The following is an 11,894-nucleotide window of genomic DNA, read 5'->3' on the forward strand; positions in this document are numbered from 1 at the left end:
TCGGGTTCTTTAGCATACGCATTTTTGAAAATTGCTTTCAAAAACACGTTTACATCGATAATTTTAACTCAAGCACCCCAAATTGAGCCTCAATCGCCCGGTTTATTCCGAGATCCTATATTCAATTGCATCTATAGTTTAGCAAAAATATGAAATAATTCCATCCATTTTATCGTGTATCATTCCCCGCCGATCGCTTCAAGCGGCTTCGCGTTGCCGTATTTCGGCGCAATCCGGCCGGAAGGCGCCGCCCAAGCGGCAGCGTTCGCGATCACGCGCCGAATTTCTTCATTATAATAGGTCGGATACGTTTCGTGGCCGGGACGAAAATAGAAGATTTTCCCTTGGCCGCGCGAATAACAGCAGCCGCTGCGGAATACTTCTCCGCCTGCGAACCAGCTGACGAATACGAGCTCATCCGGCTGCGGAATATCGAAATGCTCGCCGTACATTTCTTCTTGCGGCAGCTCGATATATTCGCCGATCCCTTCCGCGATCGGGTGACCGGGCGACACGACCCAGAGTCTTTCCTTTTCTCCCGCTTCCCGCCATTTCAGGTCGCAGCTCGTGCCCATTAATTTTTTAAATATTTTCGAGAAGTGGCCGGAATGCAGCACGATCAGTCCCATCCCTTGCAGCACGCGCTCATACACTTTTTGCACGATTTCGTCCTTTACCTCGTCATGAGCCATATGTCCCCACCAAATCAACACGTCCGTCGATTGCAGCACCTCGTCGGTTAGGCCGTGATCGTTCTCGTCCAGCGTAGCGGTGCGTACCGCGTACGTTCCGGACAAGCCTGCGGCGATGGCCGTATGAATCCCGTCGGGATACACTTCCTTAACGCGATCATGCTGTTTCTCATGGCGAAATTCATTCCAAACGGTAACGTTTAACGTAGCTGACATTGGTTATTCTCCTTCATTTCCGTCATTAGTTGTTGAAATAAACCGCTTTTCCCGTCCGAGCCGATTCGTAGATCGCCTCCAATATTTCCGAGACGACGCAAGCTTGCTCCGGCGTGACAACCGGATCCGTATCGTTCTCGATCGCTTCGATCCATAGCCGCATCTCTACATCCGCCGGGTTGTCCCCGCTGCCGTCGTAGAAATCGACCCCGCCCGCATCCAGCTGAATTTTCTGTTCGTATAATCTTGCATGCTTTTCCCCGTTAATCGTCAAACCGTCCCACATATCGGCTCCGCCTTCGGTGCCGCACAGCGTGCATTTCGCTTCGCCCACCTGCAGCGTGTTCAGCGCCCAGCTCGACTCAAGCAGCACTGTCGCTCCGTTTTCCATCGTAATCATGCCGAATGCGGAATCCTCAACCGTAAATTTTTGCGGATCCCAAGGTCCCCAAGCGTTCGCGGCATTTTCCTTCGCCGATAGCTTATGGTAGGAAGTGCCGAGCACTACTTTCGGCTTGTAGTTGTTCATCATCCACAACGTCAGATCGAGCGCATGCGTACCAATATCGATCAACGGTCCTCCGCCCTGCTTCTCTTCATCCAGAAAAACGCCCCATGTCGGCACGGCGCGCCGGCGAATCGCATGGGCTTTCGCAAAATAAATTTCGCCCAGTTCGCCGTCCGAGCAGAGCCGGTGCAAATATCGGCTGTCCGCCCGGAACCGGTTGTTATAACCGATCGTTAATTTTTTGCCTGTCCGCTTGGCCGCTTCCACCATCATTCTCGCTTCCGCGGCCGTCTTCGCCATCGGCTTTTCGCACATGACATGCTTTCCCGCTTCCATAGCGGCGATCGAGATTTCCGCATGCGTATCGTTCGGCGTACAAACATGTACGATATCGATCGATTGATCGTCAATCAATTCTTTATAATCGCGATATACTTTAGCGTCGGCGCTTCCGAATCGCTCGGCCGCTTCCTGAGCGCGTTCAAAGCTAACGTCGCAAAAAGCCGCCATCTCCACGTTCGGCAATTTCTTCAGACTGGTCATATGTTTGCCGACTGCGATGCCGCCGCAGCCGATCATTCCGACGCGATATATGTTAGACATGATGTCATCCTCCTACGATATGAGATCCGAATGTTGCTTTAACCATTCCATACTGCTTGTTACGCTTGCCAGAGGCGGTTCCTGGCATTCGTCCTGCTCCACGACGAACCATTCGACGCCCGCCTTGCCGCCCGCTTCGATAACCGCTTTCAAGTCCAGTTCCCCTTGTCCCAAAATGACGGTTTGCCCGCGGCCGTCTTGCAATGTCCGTAAATCTTTCAAATGAATAAGCGGAACTCTTCCGGCATATTTGCCGATATAATCGACGGGATCATAGCCTCCGTGCCGCACCCAGCATACGTCAAGCTCAATTTGCAATTGTTCGGGCGTCATCGAGGCAAAGATTTGATCGAACAACAGCTTGTCCCCGATCTTCTCCGTAAACTCAAAATCATGGTTATGGTATCCGAAACGGATACCGTGTTCGCCCAATCTGCGGCTCGCTTCCGCAAAAACGGCGATCGTTCCCGGCAGCCCTGCTTCCGAACGGTCCTCTTCCGATAAATACGGACATACCACATAACGGCTTCCGATTGCCACGTTCATGGCGATTTCTTCGTCCAAATGCTCGCGAAGCCGTTCCAAGCCGACATGGCTTCCTACGGCGGCAAGACCGAGTTCGTCCAAAACCTGTTTCAACCGCTCGGGCTGCAGCCCCCCGTAACCTGCAAACTCGACTCCGGCATATCCGATCTCGGCGACCCGCTGTAACGTTCCGACGAAATCGCCGGCCGTTTCCTCGCGCAGCGTATACAATTGCAATCCGACTTTCATAGACGCATCCCGCCTCTCCTTCATTATAGATTCCGAATACTCTATTCTATTCTACCCTCATCATCGTTATAATGGGAATGAATGATATCACCTATTCATGAACTATTTTGCTAACTTAGCTATCTGGAAGAGGATGATCGAACATGAAGCATGAACCGGAACAGGTCGATGTAAACGTATTATCCGTAGGAAACGCAAGACATTTGAAACCGTACTACTCGAAAGAAAAAATAGCTCATTACCTCGTCAGGCTGCAGACGGAAGGATATGCCCATACATGGATCGACGAATCGTACGTCACCGTTCGGTCGGGCGACTTGCTGCTGTTTCAGCCGGGCGACGATTACGAGTTGAAAATCGGGTACCATAATCCGTACACGAACGAAACGCTGCCAAGATTCAACAGCATGGATTATTATCTCATCTTAACGGGAACCTGGATCGATCAATGGTGGAAGGATGCGGACAGGCCGAAAAAATTAAGCCTCGGTCTCGACGACCGGCTGTTGACGGTGTGGCGGCAAATTGCGCAGGAGAAACGGCGGGTTCACGATCAAATCGAAGAGATTTCCAAATATTTGACGATGACGTTTTTCCTTATGCTCGACCGAATGATGGATGAATACGGCGCTTCGCCGCGCAAATCGCGTTATGCCGCTTTATGCGACCAGATGAAGTATTTCGTGGAGCAGCGCGCCACGGAGCAGTTTACGCTGGAGCAAGTCGCGAGGCATGTCGGGCTTAGCCCGTCGCGCGCGGGCCATTTATTTAAAGAAACGTTCGGACAATCGATCATGGATTACGCGATCGAAGTGCGGTTGTCCATTGCTTGCGAACGGATCGAATACAGTTCGTATACGTTGGAGCATATCGCGGAAGCATGCGGTTTTCGCAGTTATTCGTATTTCCACCGGACGTTCCGATCCAAGTTGGGCGTGTCCCCCAGCCGGTACCGCGAACTAAACCGGAGGAAATAGACGCCGGCAGACGGCGACAAGAATGCCCCCTGCCGGCACGACAGATCGAATCCGTGCCTTCGCAGGGGGCATTGTTTATCTTTTATTGTTCGCGTTTATTGATATTGTTCAAGCTCGGGGGATAGTCCGCGGCTTTATCCGCCTGCAGCGTTATCGCTTCTTCCTTCAAACGCGATTTGTTTTGCAGGTTGTTCTTTTTCTCTGCTTTGTTGTTCGGCAAGGAACATCACCTCCTCGCCATAGGATGCCGATTTTCCCCCGCTTTCAACCAAGTTATTCTTTATCGCTCGCAGGCTTGTCGGCCGTGACGTTGCCGTCTTTCGGCGCTTTGCCTGCAGGCAGCGCGGATTTGGCGGCCGAAGCGCTTGTTTTTTGCGTCAAGCCTTGAATGAGCCGCTCAAGGTCGATCCCGGACACGCTCTTGAGCATTTCCGGCGCCGTTGCCATCAATTGCGTCACATAATTGCTGACTCTGGCGGCGCCTTCCCCGTTCCCCGTATCGACAACGGTCAGCTTATCGATCGATTGCAAAGGAGCGGCGATCCGTTCGGCAAGTTCAGGCAGCATTTTGACGATAATATCGAGCACCGCCGCTTCGCCGAATTTCTGGAACGCTTCGGCCAGCTTTTCCTTCGCTTCCGCTTCCGCCAAACCGCGCAGCCGGATCACTTCCGCATCCGCGGTACCTTTCGCCCGTTCCGCTTCGGCAATGGCCAGACCGTCGAGCCGCTTCTGCTCCGCATTCGCCTTCGCTTGCGCTTCGATGGAATATTGCAGCGCCTCCGCTTCGCGCATTTTCCGCGATTTCTCCGCTTCCGCCGCCTGCTCGACGGCATATTTGTCCGCATCCGCTTTTTTCTTCACTTCCGCGTCGTATTGTTTTTGGCGCACGAGAATTTCTTTTTCCTGCAGATCGATTTCCCGCTCTTTGCGAACCAATTCGACCTTCATCTGCTCCTCGACCATCGTCTGCTTCGCTCTTGCCTCCTGAATGTGGTAGGCTTGGTCCGCTTCGGCCTTGGCCGTATCTTGTTCCTTCTTAAACGAGGCGACTTTCAATTCTTTTTCTTTCGACGCCTCCGCGATATTCGTATCGCGCAATAATTCGGCCTTCTGACCTTCTTCCTCGGCCTTCGCTTTCTGGATGCGGGCGTCGCGCATAGCCTCCGCTTCCGCAATTTCGGCATCGCGCTTAACGGCGGCAATCCGCGGTTTCCCAAGCGCGTCCAAATATCCTTGCTTGTCGCGTACGTCCTTAATGGTGAAGGAAACGATTTGCAGCCCCATTTTTTTCAAATCTCTGGCCGCCACGCCCTGCACTTCTTGCGCGAATTTGTCGCGGTTGCGGTACACTTCCTCGACCGTCATCGAACCTAGAATCGCCCGCAGATGGCCTTCGAGCACTTCTTGGGCTTCGCTCTTCAAAGATTCGATCGGCTTGCCCATGAACTGTTCCGCGGCCGTCGCCACGTCTTCTACGGAACCGCCCACTTTAATAATCGCAACGCCGTCGGCGATAACCGGAACGCCTTGTTCCGTATAAACTTCCGGTGTCGAAACATCAAGCTTATGGGATAATAGCGATAGAAATTGCGACCGTTGAAAAATCGGCCAAATAAAGGCGCCGCCTCCGCGGACGATTTTGATTTTCCGCCCCGAATCGTCGGTGGCAATATTTTTGCTTCCGAGAAAAGATCCGGTTACGATCATCGCCGCATCCGGTCCGACCGTCTTGTATCTCGCCCAAAACGCGAGCCCCAACACGACGATGACCCCTACGACGATGGCGGGAACCAACATAAAATCAGGCATGCTGCTCATCTCCTTTTCCTATTTCGAATTGGGATACGCGGAGGACGCTTTCCTTCACATCGATCACGACAATTTCGGCTCCGGCCGGGATATCGGCAGCATCGAAGCTCGATGCGATCTGATTCGTATTGCCGGCGCCGACCCGCACCATCACTTCCCCGTATCCGTGAGCGGGGATGGCCACTGTGACGCGGCCGACTTTACCGGCTAAATCCTGAAGCGAAAACCCGGTTGAAACTTCGCTGTTCGCCATCGGTTTGACGTATCCGAAATAGACCGCGGCGCCAAGCAATACGGCAATGATAACGGCCAACGCCAGAACGGCAATCCATCCGAGATCCGTATACTTGTCAAGCAAGATGCCGGCGCCGCCAAACGCGGTAACGGCGCTCGCGATCACCATCGGCTGCAAAAAGTCGACAGACAAAAAGTCGAGCAGACCGTCCAGCGCATTGCTCATTAAATCGCCGAGCACTACCGATACGACGGCGAACAAAGCGCCTCCCGCCAAACAAGCCCAAAATAGCGTAATCATGCGCTCCCCCTCCTGTTCACCCGTTACTTCCTTATATGAAGTAATACGCTGTTAAATCCCGATCGTTTCAATATATTGGGACTATAACCAATTATGAAGCATAGATATGGACTTTACAATACGGAAATACGCTAAATCGCCGCTTCCCGCATAGACGGTCTTCGTCAAGCTCACTCTATGTAACTGCAATTTTCATTTACATTACCCGATTTGGGCGGAAACGGCCCTAGTAAGTGCATTTTTCCAGCTAATCTCGCCCAAATTTACATAAATAGGAAACTGTAGCTTGTTTAGTTGGATATTTGCAGTTGCTTTGCATCACAAGGCGGTTGTGCCGCGCATTAGACGGATTTTTGCAGTTAGACCCCACTAGCGCTGCATGACATCTTCTAGCCGGGATACGGTTCCATGACAATATAACGGATTTCCAAGGTCTTATTTTTCTCGTTTCATCCGAATTTTCGGAATTAACGGATTTTCGAACCGTTACCATGTCGCAATCGGCCTGAGAATCTTTGGTTTTTGGAGTTTCGATAAAAATAGAGACCTCAAAATCCGCTAACTCCGCCAAAACAGCGTTATTGGACAAAGTAAGGCCTCCAAAGTCCGTTAAACTTTGCTCATCCTTATCGAATCGTTTGTGGAAATGAAACCGCCCGCCTTCTTAGAGGAAAGCGGACGGTAATACTTCAACTTGCAATTAGTTAACCGGAATTTTGATCTGCTGTCCGATCAATATGAGATGCGGGTTTTTCAATCCGTTGTATTTCGCCAATTCCCGCCAGTCCAACCCGTATTTCAAGGCGATTCTCGATAATACGTCGCCCTTCTTCACGATATAAATCTGCTCGGTTTTCGCCTGTCCGTTTCCTTCCGCAGGCTTAGCCGGTTCGACCGTTACTTCCGGTTCCGCCGCTTCGCCGCCATGCTCCTGCGCCGGTTCCTCCGCAGGCTGGGCCGGATCGGCGGGCTTCTCCTCGGTTTCGTTCAAGCCGCCCGATGCCGCCATGCCGGCAAAATCCAAGGCAAATTTGGCGAATCCCGTTTCTTTGTCCTCGCTCACATACTTCAGATGGTATTGCTCGGCAATATCCTTCGCTTTGGGCGATGTTTCAAATGTAACCAACGCGTCCCCTTCGATCGGAGCCAGCGACCAGTTTCCGTCAGCCGCCGGATTGATCGTGCCGTTCTCGCGAATATAATCGATGATGATTTGCCGGTTTTCGTCCGGGGATTCGATTGCAATATTCGTCCCGTCAATGCCCGGGAAATTGCCCCCGCCGCTCGCGCGGTAATTATTGGTGACGATCAGAAACTTCTTGTCTTTGGCGATCGGTTTCCCTTCAAACGTCAAATCCTTGATGCGATTCGCGTCCGGATTGAGCAATTTGCCGCCGATATCGTATTTGGCCGGCTGCGTCACATCGATTTGATAGCGAACGCCGTCAATCACGTCAAAATTGTATGTCGGGAAGCCGGCATTGATCAAAGGTTGTTCTTCCTTCTTGCTCGCGTCGATTTGGTTGAACTGTCCCGCGGACATCTCGAGCCAATCTTTCACTTGCTCCCCTGTCACAACAACGGCCTGCAGCGTGTTCGGATAGACGTAGAGATCGGCCATATTTTTGACGGCAAGGCTTCCTGCCGGAATGTCCGTATAGTAGCTTGCGCCATTGCGTCCGCCTGCTTTAAACGGAGCGCCCGCCGACAGCACCGGGATGCCGTCCAGCTCCGTGCCTTTTATATGTTTCTCCACATACCACTTCTGCGCGTTGGTTACGATTTGGATGGACGGATCGTCTTGAATGAGCGCGAAATAACTGTTGATCGGAGCCGTCGACGTTCCCACCGAACCGCGCACGTATTTCAACGTGGCTTCGTGCTCGGATTTCACCGCATCGACAACCGTTTGATCGGCCTCGGCCAGCGCTTTTTTATTCGTCTTATCGTAAATCGGCACGACGCTCGACTGGGAATCGATCACTTTCCACGTTCCGTCCGTCTTCTGCAATTGCAGATCGACGACGCCCAGATGGTCTCCCCAGAAACCGGGCTCGACGGCCGCGACGCCGTTAATCGTTCCTTTCCTCATATCTACGCCGGCCTTGGCTAAATCCACGCCCGCGGGACCTGCGAAATTGTCGCTCGGGAACGTGACATGGGCATGCCCGAACAGGATGACGTCGATCCCCGGCACTTTACTTAACAAATAGGCGGCGTTTTCGTCGTTGTTCGTGCTTTCGATCGAACCGAAACCCGAATGCGGAATCGCGACGACGATATCCGCGCCCTCCGCTTTCATCTTCGGAACGAATTTCTCGGCCGACTCGACGATTCCATTCACGGTTACTTTGCCTTCCAAATGCGCTTTATCCCAATTCATCACTTGCGGAGGTACAAAGCCGATGACGCCGACTTTCAATTTCTGATCCTGGCCGCTCTCGTCCTTGAATGTACGATCCAAAATCAGGTACGGCGTGAAATAATTTTTGTCGTTGTCGGGATTGCCGTCTTTATCGTCGATATAAACATTGGAATTGACGTATGGGAAATTGGCGCCTTGTAAAGATCTGTCCAGAAATTCAAGGCCGTAATTGAATTCATGATTGCCGATATTGCCCGCATCGTAATCCAACAGATTCATCGCTTTATAGACAGGATGGACTTCGCCTTCCTTCAACGGATCGATCTTGGCCATCACATCGCCGAGCGGATTTCCTTGAATCAGATCGCCGTTATCGAACAGCAGACTGTTCTTTGCTTCTTCCCTGTACTTTTTGATCAGCGTTGCCGTTTTTGCCAGGCCGAATTCGTCGGTTGCACTGTCTTTGTAATAATCGTAGTTCACAAGATTGACGTGAATGTCTGTCGTCTCCATGATGCGGAGCTTGAGCTCGGGGTTTTTGGCGTCCGCTGCCGACGATATGGCAGGGAAGGCCAAAATCAAACTTAATGCGGGAACAATGAGAGAACGACATAGGGAAAACGCTTTCAATTTCAAACCAAATCCCTCCTGACAAGTTTGGTGAAGCGCAGTTCCCGGCATAAAACGGCATATCGCCCCCGCAGGGAAACTGCGCATCGGATGTGGTAAAATACCCCATTTTTAGTAAACGATATTTCTATCTATTTGTCAATCGGAGAAAGAAAGTTTCATTTTCGCCTCCCTGATCGGAAATAGCGCGTAAAACGAAGCTTGCGCCCCCCTCTACAGCGCCGAGCGGTAAATGTTCAACACGTCTTGCCGGTTCAGCTTCTTAAAGTTTCCGATCGGCCCGAATTTCGTCGCTTTGTCGGCCATCGCTTCAAGCTGCGAATCGTCTATGCCGTAATCGGCCAAACGGCCGGGAGCTCCGATCGACGTCCAGAACCGCCGCAATGCCGCGATGCCTTCTTCCGCGACTTCGCGGTCGCTTCGGCCTTCCGCGCGAACGCCGAACACGTTCACGGCAAATTGTTTAAACCGGCCCACATTCTCTTCCAATACATATGTCATCCAATTCGGGAACAGAATGGCGAGCCCTCCCCCGTGCGGAATATCGTATACGGCGGAGACGGCATGCTCGATATCGTGCGTCGCCCAATCGCCGCGGTATCCCATATTCAATATTCCGTTCAACGCCATCGTGCCGCAATACAATATCGTCTCCCGCTGTTCGTAGCTTTGCAAATCGTTCACCAGCTTCGGCGCCGCTTCGATCACCGTGCGCAGCAGCGCTTCGCAAAATCCGTCCTGCAACGGCGTATTCGTCTCCCGATGGAAATAATGCTCGAACACATGCGACATAATATCGGCCATGCCGTATACGGTCTGATCCCGCGGAAGCGACATCGTATGATGCGGGTCGAGAATCGAAAATTTCGGGTAGACGTACGGACTGCCCCAACCGAGCTTTTCTTTCGTTTCCCAATTCGTAACGACGGTGGAGCCGTTCATTTCCGATCCCGTCGCCGCGATCGTAAGCACCGTTCCGATCGGCAGCGCATCCTTGGCCGTCGCCTTGCGCGTATAGAAATCCCAGACGTCGCCTTCATATCGGGAGCCGGCCGCAATCGCCTTCGCGCAATCGATGACGCTGCCGCCTCCGACGGCAAGAATCAACTCGATCCCCTCGCCGCGGCATAGATCGACGCCGCGCTGAACCGTCGAAAGGCGCGGATTGGGCTCGACGCCGCCCAACTCGACGACCGCCGCGCCGATTTCGTCCAACAACCGGATTACGTTGTCGTATATGCCGTTGCGCTTGATGCTGCCTCCCCCGTACAGCAACAATACGCGCTTGCCGTATTTCGGAACTTCTTCCTTCAATTGCTGCAACTGTCCCGCGCCGAAAATCAATTTCGTCGGATTGTGAAACGTGAACGAATTCATAAGCAGAACCCTCCTTATTAACATCGTAAACTGTCATATCCCTTCCTTATATAGCATTGCCTAATCGCTTCAAGGAGTCAACGCTTTTTGCCACAATCGGACCGATAACTTTCCGCTTCCCCTATTGCATCCAATTCGATTGGGCGAAAACCGCAAATTTTCGCTATAAATCGAAGGGATTGCATTGACGTGCAGCGATATATAGATATAATGATAGCAGACCGCTTTAAATTGTTTATGCTTTTATGCAGTGAACAGTTAAACCGACGAAAAAATGAAATGAAGGGGGAAATGCAACATGAAATTCAAACTGACATTAATCGCACTATTATCAGCCATCCTCGTCATCGTCGCCGGCTGCTCCGGCAGCGGTTCCGGAGGCAGCGAACCGAACGGTTCGACAGGCGAAACGAACACGCAATCGGAATCGCAGACAGGTTCCGGAGAAACGGGACAATCGGGGGAACCGGCCAAAACCGTCAATATCGGAATCATTCAATATGTTGAACATCCTTCCTTGAACGCGGCGCGCGAAGGCTTCGAAGCAGCGTTGAAGGATGCCGGTTATATCGATGGCCAAACGGCGAAAATCGATTTCCAAAACGCGCAAAACGACGCGGGCATCAACACTTCGATCGCCCAGAAATTCGCATCCGACAAAAAAGATCTGGTGTTAGCGATCGCGACTCCGTCGGCGCAAGCTGCAGCGCAGGCCATGAAAGATACGCCGATTTTGTTTACGGCCGTAACCGACCCGGTGGATGCCGGATTGGTGCAAAGCATGGAATCTCCCGGCGGCAACGTGACCGGCACAGCCGACCTCCATCCGGATGCCGTGCCGAAACTGATGGAATTTATTAAAAATCAATTTCCGAACGTCGAAACGGTAGGCATCATTACGAACGAAGGCGAAGCGAACTCCGCGGTGAACGTGCAAATCGCAGCCGACTCCTTGGAAAAGCTCGGCCTGAAAGTAGTAAAGGCACCGGTCGTGAACAGCTCCGACGTCAAACTGGCGGCAGAATCGTTAGTCGGCAAGGTGCAAGCGATGTACGTCCCTTCGGACAACACGATCGTCAGCTCTTTGGAATCGGTCATTCAAGTAGCCGAGAAAAATAAAATTCCGTTGTTCGTGCCGGAGAAAGATTCGGTGAAACGCGGCGGCTTCGCATCGTACGGATTCGAATATTACGATCTCGGGTATACGACAGGCAAAATGGCCGTGGAAATCCTGAAAAACGGCAAGAAGCCGGCTGACGTTCCTGCAAGCTATCCGGAAACGCTCGATCTGGCGATCAACTTGGAAGCCGGAGCTAACCAAGGCATCGAAGTGACCGATGCGATCAAAGCGATGGTAACGAAACCGGAGAACCTGTTCGAGAAAATCGAAAGACAATAAGAAGAG

The 11,894-nt window shown here is 52.1% G+C and carries 11 protein-coding genes; 2 read left to right on the forward strand and 9 right to left on the reverse strand.

The genetic code is table 11. From position 1 onward, the window contains the following. Positions 1-179 precede the first annotated feature (179 nt). Genes KQI79_RS11145 through KQI79_RS11155 form a run of 3 tightly spaced genes read right to left on the reverse strand, consistent with a single transcriptional unit; the run spans position 180 to position 2,793 of the window. Positions 180-908: a ThuA domain-containing protein gene (locus tag KQI79_RS11145; RefSeq protein WP_216538311.1), complete on the reverse strand. Its 729-nt coding sequence runs from the start codon at positions 906-908 to the stop codon at positions 180-182. A gap of 25 nt (positions 909-933) precedes the next feature. Further along, a complete protein-coding gene (locus tag KQI79_RS11150; RefSeq protein ID WP_216538312.1) occupies positions 934-2,019 on the reverse strand; it encodes a Gfo/Idh/MocA family protein in 1,086 nt (361 codons plus the stop codon). Between the two features lie 12 nt (positions 2,020-2,031). Beyond that, positions 2,032-2,793 (reverse strand): sugar phosphate isomerase/epimerase family protein, encoded by a 762-nt coding sequence (locus tag KQI79_RS11155; protein ID WP_216538313.1) that lies wholly within the window; start codon positions 2,791-2,793, stop codon positions 2,032-2,034. Positions 2,794-2,936: 143 nt separating this feature from the next. On the opposite strand from KQI79_RS11155, the gene KQI79_RS11160 reads away from it, so the two are divergent. Then, positions 2,937-3,770: an AraC family transcriptional regulator gene (locus KQI79_RS11160; RefSeq protein WP_216538314.1), complete on the forward strand. Its 834-nt coding sequence runs from the start codon at positions 2,937-2,939 to the stop codon at positions 3,768-3,770. Between the two features lie 82 nt (positions 3,771-3,852). On the opposite strand, the gene KQI79_RS11165 is transcribed toward KQI79_RS11160, so the two are convergent. The 6 genes from KQI79_RS11165 to KQI79_RS11190 all read right to left on the reverse strand — a co-directional run bounded on the left by KQI79_RS11165 (position 3,853) and on the right by KQI79_RS11190 (position 10,489). Next, positions 3,853-3,990 carry a hypothetical protein gene (locus KQI79_RS11165; RefSeq protein ID WP_216538315.1) on the reverse strand — a complete coding sequence of 46 codons (138 nt, stop codon included), beginning with the start codon at positions 3,988-3,990 and terminating at the stop codon, positions 3,853-3,855. Between the two features lie 53 nt (positions 3,991-4,043). Next, positions 4,044-5,591, reverse strand: a complete 1,548-nt coding sequence (locus KQI79_RS11170) for a flotillin lipid rafts scaffold protein FloT (protein ID WP_253298088.1) — start codon at positions 5,589-5,591, stop codon at positions 4,044-4,046. After that, complete coding sequence (locus KQI79_RS11175) at positions 5,575-6,117, reverse strand: NfeD family membrane protein (protein WP_216538316.1); 543 nt, start codon at positions 6,115-6,117, stop codon at positions 5,575-5,577. Before KQI79_RS11175 ends, KQI79_RS11170 begins: the two co-directional genes overlap by 17 nt. A 247-nt stretch (positions 6,118-6,364) precedes the next feature. Further along, positions 6,365-6,706 (reverse strand): hypothetical protein, encoded by a 342-nt coding sequence (locus KQI79_RS11180; protein WP_216538317.1) that lies wholly within the window; start codon positions 6,704-6,706, stop codon positions 6,365-6,367. A 111-nt stretch (positions 6,707-6,817) separates the two neighbouring features. Then, entirely contained in the window at positions 6,818-9,118 is a 2,301-nt protein-coding gene (locus tag KQI79_RS11185) for a bifunctional 2',3'-cyclic-nucleotide 2'-phosphodiesterase/3'-nucleotidase (RefSeq protein WP_253298089.1), read from the reverse strand. A 207-nt stretch (positions 9,119-9,325) separates the two neighbouring features. Continuing rightward, complete coding sequence (locus KQI79_RS11190; RefSeq protein ID WP_216538319.1) at positions 9,326-10,489, reverse strand: iron-containing alcohol dehydrogenase; 1,164 nt, start codon at positions 10,487-10,489, stop codon at positions 9,326-9,328. A 298-nt stretch (positions 10,490-10,787) separates the two neighbouring features. On the opposite strand from KQI79_RS11190, the gene KQI79_RS11195 reads away from it, so the two are divergent. After that, the gene (locus KQI79_RS11195) at positions 10,788-11,888 is read left to right on the forward strand and encodes an ABC transporter substrate-binding protein (protein WP_216538320.1); all 1,101 of its coding nucleotides are present in this window, start codon (positions 10,788-10,790) and stop codon (positions 11,886-11,888) included. Positions 11,889-11,894 lie beyond the last annotated feature (6 nt).

The organism is Paenibacillus sp. MSJ-34 (assembly GCF_018918005.1).
Lineage (GTDB): Bacteria > Bacillota > Bacilli > Paenibacillales > Paenibacillaceae > MSJ-34.